This is a genomic window from Aporhodopirellula aestuarii (assembly GCF_023701485.1).
In the GTDB taxonomy this organism is placed as follows: Bacteria; Planctomycetota; Planctomycetia; order Pirellulales; family Pirellulaceae; genus Rhodopirellula; species Rhodopirellula aestuarii.
Window position 1 is genome coordinate 1 of the sequence record NZ_JAMQBK010000132.1, and the last position, 20,078, is coordinate 20,078.

General features: G+C 55.8%; 15 protein-coding genes. 11 read left to right on the top strand and 4 right to left on the bottom strand.

From position 1 onward, the window contains the following. Positions 1 to 719: 719 nt before the first annotated feature. Complete coding sequence (locus tag NB063_RS31180) at positions 720 to 1,580, top strand: PPC domain-containing protein (protein ID WP_250933610.1); 861 nt, start codon at positions 720 to 722, stop codon at positions 1,578 to 1,580. A 550-nt stretch (positions 1,581 to 2,130) separates the two neighbouring features. On the opposite strand, the gene NB063_RS31185 is transcribed toward NB063_RS31180, so the two are convergent. The 3 genes from NB063_RS31185 to NB063_RS31195 form a co-directional block, all read right to left on the bottom strand. Next, the gene (locus tag NB063_RS31185) at positions 2,131 to 3,567 is read right to left on the bottom strand and encodes a sulfatase (protein WP_250933612.1); all 1,437 of its coding nucleotides are present in this window, start codon (positions 3,565 to 3,567) and stop codon (positions 2,131 to 2,133) included. A gap of 118 nt (positions 3,568 to 3,685) precedes the next feature. Then, positions 3,686 to 5,080, bottom strand: a complete 1,395-nt coding sequence (locus NB063_RS31190; protein WP_250933615.1) for a sulfatase family protein — start codon at positions 5,078 to 5,080, stop codon at positions 3,686 to 3,688. Between the two features lie 480 nt (positions 5,081 to 5,560). Continuing rightward, positions 5,561 to 6,598 (bottom strand): hypothetical protein, encoded by a 1,038-nt coding sequence (locus NB063_RS31195; RefSeq protein WP_250933617.1) that lies wholly within the window; start codon positions 6,596 to 6,598, stop codon positions 5,561 to 5,563. Between the two features lie 425 nt (positions 6,599 to 7,023). On the opposite strand from NB063_RS31195, the gene xseB reads away from it, so the two are divergent. From xseB to NB063_RS31245, 10 genes are all read left to right on the top strand, one after another. Next, the gene (xseB, locus tag NB063_RS31200; protein WP_250933619.1) at positions 7,024 to 7,431 is read left to right on the top strand and encodes an exodeoxyribonuclease VII small subunit; all 408 of its coding nucleotides are present in this window, start codon (positions 7,024 to 7,026) and stop codon (positions 7,429 to 7,431) included. Beyond that, a complete protein-coding gene (locus NB063_RS31205) occupies positions 7,428 to 8,462 on the top strand; it encodes a polyprenyl synthetase family protein (RefSeq protein ID WP_250933621.1) in 1,035 nt (344 codons plus the stop codon). The genes xseB and NB063_RS31205 overlap by 4 nt, the downstream gene beginning before the upstream one ends. Continuing rightward, a complete protein-coding gene (dxs, locus tag NB063_RS31210; protein ID WP_250933624.1) occupies positions 8,459 to 10,387 on the top strand; it encodes a 1-deoxy-D-xylulose-5-phosphate synthase in 1,929 nt (642 codons plus the stop codon). The genes NB063_RS31205 and dxs overlap by 4 nt, the downstream gene beginning before the upstream one ends. After that, positions 10,384 to 11,334, top strand: coding sequence for an NAD(+)/NADH kinase (locus NB063_RS31215; RefSeq protein ID WP_250933625.1), 951 nt, complete (start codon positions 10,384 to 10,386; stop codon positions 11,332 to 11,334). The genes dxs and NB063_RS31215 overlap by 4 nt, the downstream gene beginning before the upstream one ends. Beyond that, positions 11,331 to 12,005, top strand: a complete 675-nt coding sequence (locus NB063_RS31220) for an RluA family pseudouridine synthase (RefSeq protein WP_250933627.1) — start codon at positions 11,331 to 11,333, stop codon at positions 12,003 to 12,005. The genes NB063_RS31215 and NB063_RS31220 overlap by 4 nt, the downstream gene beginning before the upstream one ends. Before the next feature lie 77 nt (positions 12,006 to 12,082). Further along, complete coding sequence (locus NB063_RS31225; RefSeq protein WP_250933630.1) at positions 12,083 to 12,565, top strand: thiol-disulfide oxidoreductase DCC family protein; 483 nt, start codon at positions 12,083 to 12,085, stop codon at positions 12,563 to 12,565. Between the two features lie 85 nt (positions 12,566 to 12,650). Beyond that, the gene (locus NB063_RS31230) at positions 12,651 to 13,211 is read left to right on the top strand and encodes a DinB family protein (RefSeq protein ID WP_250933632.1); all 561 of its coding nucleotides are present in this window, start codon (positions 12,651 to 12,653) and stop codon (positions 13,209 to 13,211) included. Then, entirely contained in the window at positions 13,208 to 14,092 is an 885-nt protein-coding gene (locus NB063_RS31235; protein ID WP_250933634.1) for a class I SAM-dependent methyltransferase, read from the top strand. The genes NB063_RS31230 and NB063_RS31235 overlap by 4 nt, the downstream gene beginning before the upstream one ends. Positions 14,093 to 16,140: 2,048 nt before the next feature. Next, positions 16,141 to 16,542, top strand: a complete 402-nt coding sequence (locus NB063_RS31240) for a hypothetical protein (RefSeq protein WP_250933636.1) — start codon at positions 16,141 to 16,143, stop codon at positions 16,540 to 16,542. 132 nt (positions 16,543 to 16,674) lie between these two features. Next, positions 16,675 to 17,028 carry a hypothetical protein gene (locus tag NB063_RS31245; protein ID WP_250933638.1) on the top strand — a complete coding sequence of 118 codons (354 nt, stop codon included), beginning with the start codon at positions 16,675 to 16,677 and terminating at the stop codon, positions 17,026 to 17,028. Positions 17,029 to 17,158: 130 nt separating this feature from the next. On the opposite strand, the gene NB063_RS31250 is transcribed toward NB063_RS31245, so the two are convergent. After that, positions 17,159 to 19,543, bottom strand: coding sequence for a glycoside hydrolase family 95 protein (locus NB063_RS31250; RefSeq protein ID WP_250933640.1), 2,385 nt, complete (start codon positions 19,541 to 19,543; stop codon positions 17,159 to 17,161). Positions 19,544 to 20,078: the final 535 nt, after the last annotated feature.

Sequence of the window (20,078 nt, forward strand, 5' to 3'; positions counted from 1 at the left end):
TAGCGCTGTCGGCTCACTAATTTTTGCGAAACGCCTAAAACAACAGCCCGCTCGCGCCGTTCCGCTAAGACTTTTGGCGACAAGACGCGAGCCTTCCGGTGCAGGCAACCCCCAAGCTCAGGTTTGACGAAGCACTCGCTTGACGTTGGCGAAGCGACACGAGCCGACGCCTGGTTCCACTGTGTCCCTGTCGCCGCACGGGACGTGCGGCGTCTTATTTTCCCAAACTAGGGCCTGCGTCCGTGGTGATTGCATGGCGCCACTTCGTGACCGAACAAGCGCGAAACACGGGATCAAACGCAACGCAATACGGATCGTCAAAACGCATTGTCCATAACGAGGTTTCTGCAGTTTAGCGCAGTCCGGTTAACCGTCCGAATCGCAGTTAGCGTAAATCGGCCAATCTCCTGATAGATTCCGCCTCCTTTGCGATCGATCAAGATTGTCTGCACGCATGCGCATCGCGGCTCAATCACTAGGCAACCGGCCGCCTGCTCTTCTATGGCACGCTAGTGTTCGTTCCAATCAGGATTTCTGGGTGTTACCGACGATAGCGCGAACGATGAAGTGAAGCCGCGAGAGATTCTTTCAAAACTCGCCTCTCATCGGTGCGGTGAAACATCGTCAAAAATTCTGTGACGCCGGGTGTCCAATAGAGACTTGAGACCGCCATATAGCAGCATCTATCTCATTCACCACACACAAGTGAGGTTCACCCAATGTCCCCAAAACGTCACCTTCGCAAACCCCGCGTTCTCGGAATTCAAACCTTGGACAAACGAACGATGATGGCCGCTGATCTCGGCGTCGTCGAGTTCACGGCACCCCCGCCCAGTTCCGTACCTGCACAAATCGGATCATTTTCACTGGTAGCCCCATCGCCCGCAGCCACGACGACAAACAACACCATGTCGACAGCAGTGTCCATGGGCGTTGCGAAGGGTTCAGTACTGACCCAAAACGGAAGCGTCGGCGGGTCCGATCCAGTCGACTACTTCAAGTTCACGACCGGAAGTCAGCGAACATCGGGTTCTGTCCGTACTACGATCGAATTAAGCGGACTTCGTCAGGACCTCGACATCTTCGTTTACAATTCGCAAGGCACTCAAATAGCGAGTGGACGGCGCGGCGGCACGCAATCGGAATCCGTGACGGTCAATCTCAATCAGAACCAAACCTACTTTGTTAAAGTATCGCCGTATAATTCGGCTGTCAGCACGTACACTTTAAAGGTCAGCACGCCCGATTTCGCCGCGCCTATCACTAACTCTTTTAATCGCGATCACTTCGGCGGTTACGTCACGAGCAAATCCTACGCAACATTAGAAAATGGCCGTTTAACGGTCAATTTATCTGGACGCAACTACCGCAGCGGGTTTGGGCAGTTTCAGCACAGCGTGCGAGCTGAACTTCTCGATCGCAACGGACGTGTCGTCTACTCCACTCCTCCTTTGATTGGAACAACCGGCGAAAGTTTCAATCCCTTCCAACCACGCAACATCTCACGATCAGGTAGCTATAACATCGGAAGCAACATCAACTTAAGTTCAGTCACCCAAATCCGACTGATCATGGTCTAAAAGCGAGACCTATCAACATCACCGAAAAGCTTGGCAACGACGAACACGAATGTTCGCCGTTGCGGAAAGAGTCGTGTCCGTCAACACCACGGGACACGACTCGATCTGCCGACGGCGATCAGAGCAATTCCGAGCAAAGCGAACAACTGAGCGTCGTTAAACCGGAAGACAGGCGGACGTGCTTGCAAATCCCCGGATACCCTATGAACCAGGCAGGCAGAAACCATGGGGCAGAATTCTATCTGCGGTTTGGATGTTAACCTGAGCCGATCGATGACTGCGAAGAAATGGAAACGAATGCTACGCAAGTTTCCATTCAAATCGTGATCTCGACGGCAAGGGTAGACACCGACACGGTCGTTTGGTACGCATTCCACTGTGCCCCTTTCACCGCACGGGATCTCTATTTAATCGACTGCGAGATTTCAAATAAAGCGGAGCGGCGCGAGGAATAGCACTAAAACAATCAACGTCCCGAGAAACCGAGTTACGTGAAAATTGACGCTGTGTAGCTAGCTGGTGGAACGTCTGTGACGGTCCGCAGCGTTGTCTATTTTTCGAGGTTTTCGTTTGCCGCCGCATACGCGTTGTGACCGGTGGATTCGCCGGGCAAAACTTCACTTTGTTTCTCAGGAATGAACGCGGCGTGTTTGGCGATGGTCGCGGCATACTCGGGATTGGATGCCAGATTCGTCCACTCATTGGGGTCCGTCGAGTGATCGTAGAGCTCACGCGATCCGTCGAGATATTGAATGAAACGATAGCGTGCCGTTCGGATCGCGAAGTTGCCCGGTCCGAAACTGGTGATCGCGGGATGGTTCCACTCTTGCGTCGGATCTTTCATCAGTGGCACGAGGCTCTGTCCTTCTTGACCGGCGTCCGGCGGCAGCCCGGCTAGATCCAACAGAGTCGGAAAAATATCGATCAGTTCAGCGGGCTGATTCGTGCGAACACTCTCACGCATCCCAGGAGCTGAGATCACCATCGGAACGCGTGCGCCGTCTTCCCAAATCGATCGTTTTGCCCAACGTTGTTTCTCTCCGAGGTGAAACCCATGATCGGAAAACAGCACCACGATCGTGTTGTCGGCATACTCGCTCGACTGCAGGGCATCGAGCACCATGCCGACGCAGTGGTCGGCGAAGGTTACCGATGCCAGGTACGACTGAACGGCGTGCTCCAACTGGCCGGCTTCGGTCACCCACTGATGCGTCGGCGAGACGTGCATCAGGTTGGTTAGGTCGATCGCGTACTGGCTCAGATCATCGCGGTCGTCCTCGCGGACGAGGGGCAATTGGATCTTTTCACGCGGGTGCATGTCGAACCATTTTTGAGGAACGTACATCGGGACGTGAGGGCGGTAGAATCCGACACCCATGAAGAATGGCTTGTCGTGCTTCGCATTGAGCTGCTCGGCTGCCCATTTCGCTGAGACGATGTCAGGCATCTGTTCGTCTGACTCGGGAAACGCACCCCAATCCCACAACGGATGACCATGCGGTTGCGAGAGTTTCGCGGGTGGTCGCGGGCCAAAGCCGCCCGTCCGCCGGTACTCTTGAAAGAATCGCTTATCGCCGCTGTGAAACAATTTGCCCACGGCCATGGTTTTGTAACCGTTCGCCGCGAATGCCTCAGGCATCGTTTTCACGCCCTCGAGTGCGGGGGCTTGTTTTAAGTCAGGGGACAGGAAATAGATTCCGGTTGTGTGGGGATAGCGGCCCGTCATCATGCTGGCCCGAGACGGATTGCACACCGGCGACTGGCAATGCGCGTTTTCGAACAATGTTCCCATGTCGGCGAGGCGGTCGACGTTTGGCGTGATCGCCTGGGGGTGCCCACCAAGGCAACCTACCCAATCGTTGAGGTCGTCAATGGAAATCAACAATACGTTCGGTTTGTCGGCGGCAAGCGAGGACGGGGCGGCAACGAACATTGCCACGCCAATCGTTGTGATGCCAACACAGATCAATAGAAGAAAGCGATGCATAGTCAGAGGGCTTTTCGAGGGCGGGGGGAAGGGTGGGGATGGTAGAGCACGTGAGATCGCCGGGCGGATGGCTGCCACGGATATGATTTTTAAGCTCGTGGCGGCTTCAAACGGTTTGTCATTGTTTGATTTTCTTGTTTATCTTGACTTTGGTTTTAACGTTTCGTTTGGCACCCATGTGGTCGAGCGCTTCCAATTCGGTTTGTTGTCCGCGGTCGGTGCAATGTGCCATCCATTGATCGAGCTCTCCACGCAGCTGCGTCATCACTTCGGCGTATTCAGGATTATCGGCGAGGTTGTTCATTTCCAACGGGTCATCGACGATGTTGTAAAGTTCAACCTCGGGGCGATGCGTGTAGCGATGGACGAGTTCGGCAGCACGAGCATCTCCCGCCTTCGCTTTTGCTTTCCAGCTTTGGAATTCTTTGGAGCCGGTGCATGCGTTTTGGAATTCGACCTCGGGGGTGAAGTTCCAGATGTATTTGAATTTTTCGGATCGGACAGATCGGATACCGAAATAGTCGGAGCCGTTATTGATTCCTCGCGTGGTCATCTCGCCGAACACGAATTGTTTGTGTTCCTGTTTTCCGGCGAAGACGGGCAAGAGGCTCTTGCCATCGAGAATCGCGGCGGGGGTTCCCCCGGCAGCTTCAATGAAGGTGGGCAGCAGATCGACGTACTCAATCATCGCCTCGTTGACCGATCCCGGCGTGATCTTACCAGGCCAACGTGCGATCATGGCGGACTGCAATCCGTTGTCGTAGCACGTCCATTTTGCAAAAGGCATGGAATTGCCTTGCTCACTGACCACGACGAGCAACGTGTTGTCCGTGAGCTCGTGTTTTTCGATCAGTCCCATCGCCTCACCGACTTGGCCGTCGAAGTAGGTGATTTCGGCGAGGTATCGTGACATGCCTTCTCGCGTCTCCGGTGTATCAACATGGTACTCGGGCAACTGCACTTGGTCCGGTGGGTATTGGGAGGCGTCGCCCTTGTTCCACGGGGTGTGAGGTTCGTTGGAACAGAGCAGCAGGCAGAAAGGTTCGTCGCTTTGTCGGAATTCAGCTAGGAACGAATCGACGCGGGCAAAGTCAGGGTTTTTGGGGTCGGGGATGTGTTCCCAAGCGAAGACCGATGGCGGGTTCACATGCGATTTGCCGCTGTGGGCGACACGGTACCCGAGGTCGCCTAAATACTGGACGATACTCTTGGTTCCGGCAGAGACGCGAGTGTGGTTGGGGTAGGCGCCGCTTTTGACGGGATATTGCCCGGTGTAGATGTTGTGACGTGTGGGCGAACACATCGGTGCGGATTGGAAGCATCGAGTGAATCGCATGCCTTGAGTGGCGAGTTTGTCGATGTTCGGTGTCAACGCTTGACCTCCGTAACATCCGAGATCACGAAAGGTGCAGTCGTCAGCGATGATGAAGACGATGTTCGGCTTTTCACCGGCGGAAACGGCAATCAACGGCCAATTGATTGCGAGCGCGAAAACAAAAAGAAAGGCTTTCACAGGATCGCATGTGGGGAGAGAGGTGGCGGGGGGCGAGCAGTTGCTGGCGGGGGTGAAGCAGCGCGGGCTCGGCAGTTGCCACGATTATATTCTCTATCGAGATGGTCCGTGGGGATCGGTCGCGATAGAAAATATCACGCCCCAAGACGACGGGACTGCGGATTTTGAGGAGTTTCAACCGCAGTCGTGGGTTGAATCGTACGCAGTTTGATTCGCCGAACGGGCAGTTGAATCAAAAGAGATCCGAGGTTTGACGCTCAATTCAAAACCCGGAGCGTCAGTTCGGTATTTGCGTTTGGGGCTGATACTAATTGCCAAAGCGTATGTTTGCTGTGTCCGGGGCAAACCCCCGTTGTCGCTTCGGGGGAATCAATCAACAGTCTGCTGATGGAACAACAGTAAACGAGCTCGAAGACGTAACGATGCGGTCAAAATTATCCGCATGGACGCTTCCCTGTAGGGATTGCTCAATGAGGAGGTTCAATTGCCGTCGTTGTCGCCGCCCAATCCGAGTTCGGCGAGCCAGCGACGGCCGGTCTTGGCGGGTGAGGGATTGTCACGTTTTTCTCGCTGCAACTCCTCGAGGCGTTCTTCGAGTTCTTGAGTGCGCTTGGCGAGTTCTTGGCGTTCACGCGAAAGTTTGGCTCGCTCGAGCGAGGCTTCGATTTCGGCTTGGCGGAACTTGTCTTCCCAATCATTCTTGAGTTGTTGCAGACGTTCGCGTTCTTCCATGACCAGTTCATCCGAATCAATCATGCTGGCGATGGCAGCGGCGCCGATAGCGGTTCCGTCATTTCGCGTTCCCGATTGACTTTCCAGCAACATGCGGAGTTCGCCGATTTCTTCATCACGTTTTTGGATGGTGCGTTCGGCGCGTTCGATTCGTTCAATCAGCGACTCGACAAACTCTCGCGGATCAGTGAAGTCAACGAATTCGTCGCCTTGATCGTTTGCTTGTGCGATGCCGCTTGCTTGTGCCACTCCGGTCGAGAGGGAGCTGACGAATTCATCGGCGTCGAAGGTTTCGTCCTCCATCTGCCGCATGATCAGTGCTTTGCGTTCTTCCCACGACAACGACTCATCGGTGCCTTGGGATGCGTGCACGGTTTGCCGTACGCTGGACTGGGCCACCTGAGCGGCCAGCGTTTCGTTTTGGTGCCGCAGTTCTTCGTTGGCTCGCCATGCTTCATCGAGCGTCGACTGCAGATGCAGTAGATCGTCTTGCAGTTCGGCGTTTGAAGGCGAATTGTCCGACCCGGCGGCGTTTCCAGACAGCTCGCCGTTGTTGTCGCTGCCTGGACAGGTGATCCCGTGGATGGCCCAACCGTCGAGACGACCATCGAGTTGGTCGAAACGTTGCAGCAATGTTTCCAGCGATTCGAGGATCGCGACCGAGGCATGCTTGACCATATCGGGTTCAGCCTGCGGCGGCGTTTCGCTCAACGACGTCGTGTCGGCAGCGTGTGTCAGATCGCCTGTCGTGGCGTCGCATGACGGGACGTTAGCGATTTCCGACACGGAGAGCTCGGGTGCAGACGCTGCTTCACCGTTGTTGCTCTGCGATTGGTCCAGCGTCTGGACGTCGTCGGTCGCTGCATGATTCGGCTCTGCGACGCCTTTTGATGAATTTTGGCGCGCAGCAGCTGAGGTGGTCGGTTTGTTGCGATTCCTTTTTCGACTCGAACGTGACATACCGTGCGACTAGCGTGCAAATGTTGTGTGAATGGTAGCCGGCGAGAGTTCGCCAAAATTGGTCACGAGGGCCGTCCACTCCAGTTTGCCCGGATCTGTTCGGATAGCTGGCCGCCGTGTTATAGTCCTCGCAATCCCTGTTATCCGCAGTCAAGACGCAGATAAGCGGGATAGAGCTTGAGGCCTACTAGGAAACGTAGGTCACAAAATCATTCGCAGCAAACTTCGATTTAAGACAACAGAGCGTCCGTTTGGTTAAGAAGAAAACCGCCGCTAGGCCCGATCAAAACGCCGAAGCCGCCGAGTCGGAATCCGCCGCCGAAAAGCCCGATTTTGAAGAAACGTTGTCTGAGATCGAAACGATCGTTCGCAAGCTAGAGAGCGGTGAACTTTCGCTCGACGATTCGCTGCGTCAGTATGAATCGGCGGTGGGAAAGATGCGTCAGTGTTATCGGCTGTTGGAGATTGCCGAGCGGCGGGTCAGTGTGCTGTCTGGGTTTGATGCGGACGGCAACCCGGTAACCACCCCCCTGGATGACGCTGGTGACGGACAGGGAAATGACGCCGAAACGCTGCTCGATAAACAGAAAACACGGGGCCGGCGTCGCGGAGTTGCCGCGTCAGAGCCCAGTGAAACGGACGACGAGGAATGGTCATGATCGACATCAGCGAGATATTGCGTCCGTACCGGGAGACCATCGAGGTCGCGCTGGATTCTGCTTGCCAATTTGGCGTCGGGTGTCCTGAAAAGCTTCGTGAAGCGATCCGGTACGCAGTGCTCGCTCCAGGAAAACGTCTGCGGCCTGCACTCGTGATGATGTCTGCGGAAGCGTGTGGCGGGGCGGTTGATGACGCGATCGCACCGGGGGTCGCCGTCGAAATGATTCACGCTTATTCGCTGATTCACGACGATTTGCCAGCGATGGACGACGACGATTTGCGTCGAGGGCGTCCGACCACGCATATCGCGTTCGGCCAGGCCACTGCGATTCTCGCCGGCGACGCGTTGCAGGCCCAAGCGTTCACGCATCTCTATTCCTTCGTTCCTGACCCCGTTTTGGCGGCTCGGTTGATGGGGGAATTGGCGATCGCGGCGGGCGCGACCGGATTGGTCGGTGGCCAGGAGGACGATTTGGCGGCGGAAAATATTGATGTTTCCGAATTTGAGTCACCTTATTTGGCTCAACAGCACCTCGAATCGATCCATCGGAGAAAAACCGGCGCGTTGTTTGTGGCTTGTGCGAAAATGGGTGCCATTGCCGGGGGCGGCACCGAGGAGCAGGTCGCTGCACTGGGAAGATATGCGGACGCCTTCGGTCTGGCGTTTCAGATTACCGATGATGTACTTGATTTTACCTCGAGTGCCGAACAGCTCGGTAAACGCACCGGTAAGGATAGCGGAAGGGGAAAATTCACCTTTCCGGATCTGATGGCGGCTCAGCGTATTGAAGATTCTCGATTAGAATCGGGAATGGAAGACATTCCACAAGTCGAGGGTTCGAAACCGGGAAATTCAGGATTTGACGACTCGACGATCGCAACGACGACCCAACCCGGCGTTGGCATTGACCTCGCACGACAACAGGCAGCGGCATTGATTCGTTCAGCTCAGCACGAGCTTGAGTTATTCGGAGCCCGTGGAGAACGGTTGCGTTTAATGGCGGATTACATTTTGGAGCGAACCACATGAAAACGACCGAATCAGAATCGGGGCATCCAGGCGAACTGCGGCACCCGTTGTTGGCAGCTTTGCCTGACGCGCGGCCGTTGGCGGGAATGTCATCGGAAACGCTCGAAAAAATGGGCGGCGAAATTCGCGACGTCCTCTGTAATCTGCTGGCGACCCGGACAGCCCACTTTGCTTCGAATTTGGGGGTGGTTGAATTGTGTTTGGCGCTGCACGCCGAGTTCGATTTCCAGCATGATCGATTGATCTGGGACACCGGGCATCAAATCTATCCGCACAAATTGGTCACCGGTCGCTATTCGCAGTTCGAATCGATCCGCACCCGCGGCGGTTTGATGGGATATCCCAACCCGGCCGAAAGTCCGTACGATCTGTTCATGACCGGGCATGCCGGCAGCAGCGTCAGCACCGCGGTCGGACTTCGCAGCGGCGATATCCTGACCGGGCAAGCTGATCGTCGGACGGTTGCCGTGATCGGTGATGGTGCGTTCCCGAGTGGGATTGTGTTTGAGGCACTCAACAACGCGGGAGCTTCGAAAGAGGATCTCACCGTGGTCCTAAACGACAATAAAATGTCGATTTGTCACCGCACGGGCGCGGTCGCGAGTTATCTCGATCGATTACGCAACAATCCGTTCTATACCGGATTGAAACACGAAGTCGTGCGCTTGCTCGATCACGTCCCGATGTTTGGCGACCCTGCCGAGCGATTGCTGGCGCAGATGAAAGAAGGCGTCAAAGCCGGTTTGCTCGGCGGAATGCTGTTCGAGGAACTCGACATCCGGTACATCGGCCCGATCGACGGGCATAATATTCCGTTGTTGCGGAAGTACATGAAGCTCTGCAAAGAGATCGAAGGTCCGGTGCTTTTGCATGTCGTGACCGAGAAGGGGCACGGCTACAAACCTGCCGCCGAAGATCCGGTGTTCTTCCACACGCCGCCCGCGTTTGAAGACCGCGGTGGAACCCCGGTGACTCGTGGTAGTGAAGGACGCCCTCCCTACACGACGCACGCACGCAACGCGATTGGCGAAGCGATGAAACGCGATGACCGTGTCACCGTGATCACCGCGGCGATGTGCCAGGGAAACAAACTCGAACCGGTACGCGAGCGTTTCCCCGAGCGATTCTTTGATGTCGGGATTTGTGAATCGCATGCTGTTGCGTTTGCCGCTGGTCAATGCAAAACCGGAATGCGTCCGATCGTTGACATCTACAGCACGTTTTTGCAACGCAGTTTCGATCAGATCTTCCAAGAGGTGGTCCTGCAGGATTTACCGGTCGTGTTCATGATGGACCGCGCCGGATTGACCGGCCCCGATGGTCCGACGCACCACGGTGTTTATGACATCGGATACATGCGTGTGTTCCCGAATCTCTGCTTGATGGCCCCCGGCTATGCGGCAGAAGTGCCGATGATGCTTGATGCTTGTTTGAGTCACGATCATCCGACCGGGATTCGTTATCCGAAAGCATCGGCGCTTGAACTCGATCACACGCCGGCACCGATTGTGATGGGCAAAGCCGAGTGGATTCGCGAAGGTGACGACGGCACGATCGTCGCTTATGGCGCGATGCTCGAACAAGCAATCGCAGCGGCAGAGAAACTCGAGGGCGAACTCAGTGTCGGCGTCGTGAACGCTCGGTTCGTCAAACCGATTGATCACGAAATGGTTGCTAAATCGATGGCTGATGGCCGTTTTGTCGTCACGCTCGAAGAGGGCACGATCGTCGGGGGATTCGGATCGGCGTTCTTAGAATCGGCTGCCGATCAACGCTTGGACACACGTCAAATTCATCGTTTGGCGCTTCCCGATGAATTTGTCGAGCATGGCGATCGTTCGGATTTGTTGAGTGATTCGTCGCTGTCGGCCGAAGGGATTGCGGACGCCTGCCGCAACGCGGCATCAAACGTGAGCGTGGGATGACCGGAGCGAGCCGCGACGACGATGCGATTGGCGATGAGGCTGTCTCTTCAAACCGAGATCAGAGGAACACGCCGAGCAACGATTTGGATTGGTGCAAGTGCGGCAAACCACCTCGGATCGTCGTTGTTGGTGCTCCCGAGCGGCAGCGAGTGCAGTCGGCGTGGCGACGTTTACGACCGGTGGTCGCGGGCAGTGCCAAACTCGTCGCGGAAGATTTCGCGTTCGAGTACACGTTCACCGGCGATGACGCGGACCTAGTGATCGTGCTCGGTGGCGACGGGTCGATTTTGCAATCGGCGCGACAAATGGGGGCACACCAGATTCCGGTGTTGGGAATCAATTGTGGGCGACTCGGTTTTCTCGCGGCACTGTCACCTGAAGATTTTCTCGACGCGTGGCCCAAGGTTTGTGGCGGCGATTTTGCAGTCATCGATCATTTGATGCTGCAAATCGAGATTGTTCGTGGCGACAAAGTGATCGCCGAGCAGCTCGCCTTAAACGAAGCGGCCGTTTTGTCAGGGCCCCCGTTCCAGATTCTTGATATCGATTTTTACACCGATGGCGAATTGGCGACCCAGTACCGGTGTGACGGTTTAATTATCGCCACGCCTGTCGGATCGACGGCGCACAGTTTGTCCGCTGGCGGACCGATCGTTAGGCGGCAACTGCAGGCGATCGTGATCTCGCCGATCAGCCCGCACACGCTGACCTATCGACCGGTTGTTGAATCGGCGGACACGTTCCTGGAGTTCACTGTTGTGGAGCCTCACGAAACGACGTGTGTGCTCGTCGATGGACGCATTCTCGGCACGCTTCTCGAAGGTGATCGGGTGCGGGTCCAGCGTGCTCCGGTATCGTTCCGCATGCTCCGCGTCCCAGGCCAGAACGATTATCGCACGCTGCGTGAGAAACTCGGATGGGGCGGCTCGGTGAACCTGCGACATTGATCCCGATACTTTGGCAATGCGATTCCGCGGTGGCGGTGGACAAGCCCGCGGGTCTGAGTACGACCTCGCCACCGGGGACGGAATCGCTCGAGTCTCGCATCCGCGAACAACTCGGTCGCGATGGCGGATTCTTGAGCGCCGTGCATCGGCTTGACCGAGACGTCAGTGGTGTGGTTTTGCTCGCGCTGACAAAGAAGTCCGCGAGGTTGTTTTCCGATCAGTTCGCGCTTCGCAAAGTCCACAAGAAATACCACGCGTGGGTTCAGGGACGCGTGCACGATGCGTCCTCGAATCCCATGCGATGGCGAGATCATGTGCGAAAGATCCCCGACGTGGCCAAGGGTGAAGTCTGTGACGCAGAGGCCAAAGGCGCCAAATTGGCTGAAACCGACGTCAGGGTTTTAACATATGACGAACACGCCGACTCCACGCTGCTCGAATTGTCGCCCTTGACCGGTCGGATGCATCAGTTGCGTCTGCAGACGTCGACCCGTGGGCACGCGATTCTTGGCGACCCCGTCTATGGATCTTCTGAGTTCTCCCCGCCCAATGACGATTCGTGGTCGTTTGACACGATCGCGTTGGTCGCCGTCAAGCTACAATTTCATCATCCTCGAACGGGTGTGTTAACCGAAGTCGAAATTCAGCGGTTAGGTACGGGGCGGGATTGAGATCCCGTCAAGCTTGCGCCGTCCATTGTTTTGCCGCGATTTCGGGAGTCTTGGGATTCTTGTTGAAACGAAACTTCATGCCAAACGAACATCCCGAAGCGTCGATACCCTCGCCGCATACAGCGTCGCTTCCTGATCCCGATTCACACCCGGATCGCGACGTTGTGGTGTTTGATGGGCATTGCAATGCATGTGCGTTGGCTGCCCGGCGGTTGCACCAAATGGACTTCGGTCACGGTCGATTGGCGTTCCTGTCGCTGCATGACCCGCGGGTGACGCAGCGGTACTCGGATTTGAGCTTCGATGATCTCATGTCTCAGATGTACGTGATCGACACCGAGGGCAATCGGCATGGCGGGGCCGATGCGGTGCGATATCTCTCGCGTCGTTTGCCGGTCCTGTGGATCGTGGCTCCGCTGTTGCACATTCCCGGCACTGCGGGGTTGTCGCGCCGACTGTATGGCGTTGTCGCCCGTAACCGTTACTGGATCTCACGCAAGTTCTTTGGCACCAAGGATGTGTGCGACTCGGACTCGTGTTCGATTCATTTTCGCAAGTAAGTCCGGCACTCCGACGTGATGGTTTTGCATTGCTGTCGCAGACACTCCGTCGACAGTGGCTTCCGTGCCCATTAAAACATGGGCTATGAACGAAAATACTCTTTCCGGGGAAACCGGACCGGTGCTCCCTGATGTCGAAACCGCGGCAGTGATGTTGCAGGCTGCGATTGGTCAAATCCGATTCGCCCGTGCTTACACGCTCGAATTACTCGCCGCCACACCACAAGAACGCTGGTTCGAAATTCCCGAAGGCTGTGTTACCAACATCGCTTGGCAAGTTGGGCATCTCGCCGTCAGTCAGTACGGATTGTTGATGTTCCGGATCCGAGGTCGACGTCCCGAAGATCTGGATCTGATCCCGGGGCGGTTTCGCAAGTCGTTCGGGCGCGGGAGCGTGCCGCCGAAGTCGAGCGAAGGGCAGCCCAGCCCCGAGGAATTGCTCGCGAAGTTGAACGAGGTTTATCAGACTGGGATGGGCGAGATTGCGGAGATGGACCCGGCGGTATTGCTCGACGAAGTTGAGATGCCGTATGCGGTTTATCCTTGCAAATTGGGGGCGATCCTGTTTTGCCCGATGCACGAAACCCTCCACGCCGGCCAGATCGGCGTGACCCGCCGGCATCTCGGTTTGGAGCCGGTTCGATGAAAAAACAGGCCACGCAAAACTCGTCTAAGAAGGAACGCGCCGATCAAGACAACCAAGGCGGGATGCGAACGGTCGATGAGTCGATCTACGATCATCCCAAGTATTACGATTTAGTTTTCGGCGCCGACGTTGCAGCGGAAACCAAATACATCTTGGCGTGCGAGCAGGCGTTTGGCGATGGGAAGTCAGGATGGTACTTCGAACCGGCATGCGGAACCGGGCGATTGATGTTTGCGCTGCGCCGTCGTGGGCTCGACGTTTGTGGCTTGGACCTCAATCCGAAAGCGGTCAAGTTCTGCAACGATCGGATGAAACGAAAAGGATATCTCGAGTCGGCGATCTGCGCCGACATGTGTGATTTTTCACGAGACGACTTTAAAGGGATCTTGCCTAAGTCTCGCAAGAAGACCGGACCGGTGGCGGTCGCGTTTAATACGATCAACAGTTTCCGCCACGTGGGCAGCGAGCGCGAAGCACGGGCGCACCTCGAGTGCATGGCCGATATCGTTCGTCCAGGTGGGCTGTATCTGCTCGGCTTGCACTTAACGCCGACATCGGTCCCGCCGAGTGAAACGGAAAGCTGGTCGGCCCGCCGCGGGCATCTTGCGATCAACACGCACATGTGGACGATCGATCGGGATAAGAAGAACCGGCTTGAACGGTTCGGTATCTGCTTTGACGTGCACACGCCGAGCGGCAGTTTCCGCATCAATGACGAATTGCGATTACGGAGCTACACGCCGTTGCAGATGCGGCGTCTGATCGCGGCGAGCGGAAAATGGGAATGCGTCGCCACGCATGACTTCTGCTACGACATCGACGATCCGATCGAGGTTGACTCCTCCACCGAAGACGTCATTTACGTGCTGCAGCGAAAGTAAAAACGCATTGGAAGCCCAGCGAGTTCCCGCTAGCAGAACTCCGCTGGGGGTGTTCGCCTCTGCTCAAGGACCGGTTGCATCTCGTCATCCAGGGTGCCGACTGCCAAGTCACCAGTGGCCTACGCCAACGGACGAGACCATGTCTCGACTCCGTTCCTTGCCCTCTCAGAACAAGGCAACCCGTTTCCAATCAGGAACTGGCAAACTGTCGCCCATTTGCTCCGCAAATGGAACCTTCTTCCCACCGTTCTTACACCACAGATACTCTCCGCTACAAAAATCTCAACTCAGCAAGAAATATATTCCTGCCACCCAGCCACCGTGCCAGAATACTCACGCCCAATCCCCAGTGCCGTCCCGCACCAACCTAGCTGTCGGCGTGAATAAGCAGCCCATTCGTCCACCCTCGTCGCCGTCGCCGAGTACCTTCGTACAATTGCGCACATGGCTCAACAGATTGTTTAAGATCGATCGACGGATTTGATTGCCCGGGGCCGTCGCAATTCCGATCCTTGCGGGGCATCCCCAGCAGTGATCACTTGCCCAAAAATATTGGCGACAACCCATCCCGTGTCACCGAGTCATGCAGAGGCACTTCCAGCGCTCGCACCCCCAAACCCAACCAATCTCCGTCCCAATCGTTGAAAACTGCTTGTTTATCCGGCTGAAGCATTTTTGAACGATGCTGTTTCTTCCCACCTGCAATTTGTCGACGCTACCGCTTTCTACCGCGTTGTTGGCTTATTCGATTGCAGTCGCGGAGCTTTATAGGGCATCGAAATATTTAAGACGGCGGTTGAATTGTTGATCGCGTCGGCACTTGTGTGCTTGCGAACCAGTCACGAAAATGACAATCGATTCCCCGACCCGATTCATAGCGTTGGCGTGCGGTACATTAGGTGGTGGATGCCGTACAATGCAAACTTCCGGCACCGGGGACGCGATGCCGGACGCGATTCACAACCGTCTGCAAATCCGAGTTCAGGACTCAATTGCAGATTGCCCTGTTCCTAAAAACACTGCGAATCCCCCTGCGATGACGACGGAGCGGCGGTGGTGGCCATTCACGTATCGATCGTCCACTTCGGCCGCCCACAGATCGTTGCTGCAATCCAAAATGAAGCTGCCGTGACTTACGAACTCAGGCCTGAACTACGTGCGATACTGCGTCGAAGGATAGGGCCGGCCCGGTTGTTGGCCGCGATCCTTGCGTTCACAGCCGTAACGATTGGACACGTCAGCTTGAGTTGGTTCCAACCACCATTCCCGCTTCTCTTGGCAATCGCATTTTCAGGAATATTCTTGATCGCGGATCACCGGGGAATGGTTGATGCACTTGTTTGCGTAGGTACTTCGGTACTAGGTTTCGCAGTCGGTGTTCTGTGTTTATCACCCGTGAATGTGTCTAGCCTTCTCGCTTGTACGTTCGTCGGATGGGTCGGCGGCGCTGCTTTGAACATGCATCGGCGCGGAAGTTCGCAAGACCTTCCGCAAGAATGCGGATCGGAAATAAACTCGCCGGGGTCGTGTGAAACCGTGGCATCTGTTCAATCCCCAATCGCGCCCGGGATTTGGTCACCACCTCACACCCCGCGAGTTGTCAACCACGAAGAACACGAAGTTTGAGTCGGACGTTGGGGCGTATCATGCGTTGTGCTTGACGATGCGGAACGATCTGTTTTCCGATGGATGCCCTGGAAGAGATTCGGTCTGCGTTCGGTGGTGGTAACGATGCGCGGTTGATCGAGCCACCGAGAGCACAGAGTTCACAGAGGTTTCTGTTGCGTCTCTTCTCTGTGTTCTCGGTGTCCTCTGTGGCTGACACTCTCCCGGCGACAAAGATACATGGTCGATGCGATTGAATTTGCACCGCCTACGGATGCGGCGGTATGATCAATCGCGATGGCGGTCTGCCAATGTTCCGGCCACAAGTGACAATGTGACTTCTGCATCAACCGAAACGACCGATCAGTTTTTTTGGGGGGCGGTAGAAACCGGTCGGCGGCTGCTCGGTCATGCCGTCGTTTCGTCAATGAGAAGGGTGTCGTTTGAGTCGAACTAATCGCCAACAGAAGCTTTTAGAGGCAAAACGAAGCTATCACGAGAAGCCACTTCTGCGTCGTGCGAAGGTATGCGAATCCATCCTCGGCGGTGCTGCAGTAGCGGCGTTCGTTATTTTGTCTTGCGTCGTGCAAGTAGGACGATTCGTTGAGGACGAAGTGTTTGGATGGGTGCTGGTTGCAATCGCCCTGGTTGCCTGTGCAGCATTTGTCGGCGCGGTGGTGTTTGTTTCGGCTCTGGCGCTTACGGGACCGATTTACAAACAGCAACTGGACTTCGCCAGTGGTGACCTCGAAACTTGGGGGAGCACGGACAAAGCAGCAGCCGTGGCATTGACGTTGCTTGCGATGTTCAGTGTCGGCTACATCGTATACCGATTTCTGCTTTGACACACGCGTCATTCTTTTTAAGTGAACAGGCAGGAATGGCAGAGCAATGCGATGTACCGAAGTCACGGAAGTTCCTTCTTGACATTTAATATCAACCGCCGTAAGTGCGTTGTCTGATTAAGAGCGATATCAGTGTTTTCAAAACAATTCTCGATCCGAGCGGCCTTGCTGGCGACGTTTGTCGTGGCGGTAGCTTGGTTTTTCGTTCCAACGCTCCATCGTCGCATCAAATTTGCCGATCAGTACAACGCTCTGAAAAACAATGCATGGAGGAGATCGCAGGGCACTGCGGACGGACACGAATTCTTCGCGCCCAATGGCACGCTGCTATCAGTTTGGACTACCGAGCATGAGTACGTAGAGGAAAGTGGCTATATCGAAGCAAAGCACTACACACCTGACCCGACTCGTTTTTATGTCGTACCGCCAGGCAAATGGGTCGATACGGTCGATGAAGTACTCGAAACATGGGATCTTTACGACTGATTGAATCCGCAATGTGGATACGGCTGCTAGCAATTAAGGCGTTGACATCGTGGCTCAGAAAAAAGTCGCGGACTCAATGGCGTATTTGATTCTTCGAGCCTGTTTCGGTTTTCGCTGTTGGGCGGAATCACTATTGCCCGCTCCATGTGAAGCTGCCTCCTTTCGCCAGATGCTCCATTCGGGTTTCTGATCCGTAACGGACCTTCAGCGGGTTTCCATTGAGCGATCGAATGATTGCGCGGTTAAGCTGGCCATCCTTCCAATCCATGTCGACTTCATATCCCCCGCGGGCCCTCAGGCCTTTCACGGAACCTTCTGGCCAGGCGGAAGGGAGGGCGGGTAGGAGGTGAACTTCGCCTGTGTGACTTTGCAACAGCATCTCGGCGATTGCGGCGGCGCCGCCGAAGTTCCCGTCGATCTGGAAGGGCGGGTGGTTATCGAACAAGTTGTCCAACGTCCCTTTCCGCATCAGGTTCGACAGCAGCACGTGGGCGCGATCGCCCTCGTGAAAGCGGGCCCAGAAGTTGACCTTCCACGCCATGCTCCACCCGGTGCCTCGGTCGCCACGCGACTCGAGTGATTTCCGCGCCGCCGCGAAAAGATCGGGCGTGCCGGTTTCGGTGATCTGTCGTCCAGGATGCAAGCCGAACAGGTGCGAGGTGTGGCGGTGACGAGGGTCTTTCTCTTGGTAATCTTCGACCCATTCCATCAGACGCCCGGTTTTCTCGCTGATCTGCAGTGGTTTCAGATTGGCAAGTGCGTCCTCGACACGCTGTCTGAACCCCACATCAAAACTCCCTGTCGGGTCAATCTCCGTGTTGGCTTCGATCAGCCCGGTAAACAGATCATGGATGATCTCCATGTCCATCGTGGCGGCGTACGTGAATTCGGTCTCGGTGCCGTCTTGCTTGATGAATTTGTTTTCCGGCGAATGGGATGGGTTGGTGACCAATTTGCCGGCCGCGGGAGTTCCCTCCGGTGCAACCACTAGGAAGTCCAGCAAAAACTCGGCGGCGCCTTTCATCATCGGATAGGCACGATCCTTGAGGAACTGCGTGTCGCCGTTGAAACGGTAGTGTTCCATCATATCACGTACTGACCAGGCGGCCCCCATCGGCCAGACCCCGTGAACGTCATCGGCGGGAGCCGTCATTCCGAAGAGGTCCGAAAGGTGATGCACCACCCAGCCATCAGCTCCGTAGTGCACCTTGGCCGTCTTTTCACCAAACGGGACTAAGCTTTCCAGATAGTCAAAGTACGGCAGATGGCATTCCGGCAGGTTGCATACCTGCGCGGGCCAATAGTTCATCTGGAAGTTGATGTTGAAGTGATAGTCGGAATTCCAAGGGGCATTGTACGACTGGCACCACTTGCCCTGCAGGTTGGCGGGCAGGTAACCGGGCCGTGAGCTGCCAATCAGAAGATAACGCCCGTACTGAAAATACAACGTCTCAAGCTGAGGATCGTGTTCACCGTCCTTGATCGCCTGCATCCGCTCGTCGGTCGGCTTGTTAACAGCGTCAGTTGTCCCCAAATCGAGTTCAACGCGGTTGAAGAACGACTGATGATCGGCGATGTGGTCCGCTCGGATTTTGTCATATGGCTTGTCGCCAATCGCATCGAGGTAGGCCTCGCAGCGTGCGGTGGCATCGCCTGACAGATCGGTTGCGCTGTTGTAGCTCGTCGCGCCGGCGAGCAGCAGCGTTGCTTCGTCAGCCCCGGTGACTTCGAGCTTTCCATCTTTGCAAGTGACGGTTCCGCCTTGGACCCTCGGCAGCAGCTGCGCCTCGAAGTCGACTCCAAGCTTGCCACGCAGCACCATCCGATTGTCGGATGCCGACTCAAAGGTCGCGTTTTCACGCGAGAAGTTTGCCGAGAAGTTCAGGTTCCCCTTTTTGCTGGCCGTCAGGTGGATCACGATCGCTTGGTCGATTGCACTGGCGAACACCTCACGTGTGTACTCGACCCCGTCGATCTTGTATTGAACGCGGCTGATTGCCGTTGTTAGGTCGAGATCGCGTCGGTAGCCAGCGACCGTGTCGGTATCGGGGAAATCGAACAACAGATCACCAAGCGTTTGGTAGGACTTGATCTTGTGGGGCCTGCCCAGCATTTTGCTTTTGGCAAGTCGCCTCGCCTCTTCGTTCTTGCCCTCGAACAACAGTCGTCGAACTTCGGGCAAGGCCTTGAGGGCTTCGGGATTGTTGTAGTCGGTAGGAACGCCATCCCACACCGTCTCTTCGTTGAACTGAATCCGTTCTTCGTTGACCCCGCCGAAGACCATCGCGGCCAGCCGGCCGTTACCTACAGGCAATGCTTCGACTTCCCACAGCGTCGCAGGCTTGCGATACCAGAGGGTGAGAGCCTGCTCGGGTGGCGGCGCGTTGTCGGTGTACAGGTATGACGCAGTTGGATTGTTGGGTTCGGGAGGCTGAGTGGGCCATGCCAGTACCGAATCCACCGCGCAGAACCAAACGCATAACGCCAAAATTGTGGGGAGTGGTTTATTTGTCATGATCTCGGAACACGATGGGCAAGATGAAGTTCTGTAGGGTCGCTATACGCATCTACCTTTAAACCTGAAGCATCAACGTTGGGTGAGCCAGTCTCAAGTAAGAATTTCTAGCGTAGTGTAATCGACACGCAGCAGACTCGCTGCTACCTACGGTCGTTCAAATTTGGCAACTCGCACAATCCAATATGAACTCCCCCCTCGCCGAAACCGATGCTCAGATCCTCTTCTAATTTCTTTGAGAACATGAAGGTAAAGAAGCCTTGGAGAAGGCACGCGGACTCAATTGCGCAATCTAGGCCAGGCGCCTTTTCCGGTACTTCGAACGCGGTCCTGGGGACGTTCAGTTTCCATCGATTGGACCGATCGCAAGCCGCATCGTTTCGAGCCGTGTATTTGTTGTTGCCACCGTCGCTAGACGGTGGACACGACTTGAATCATTGCATCCGCCACAGTACGGTCTTGGTTGGACCTGGAGCGTCAAACCGCCGTGCATCGGGGATGACCGACGTTAGGTACGTTAAGCAGGTCTGCAGGA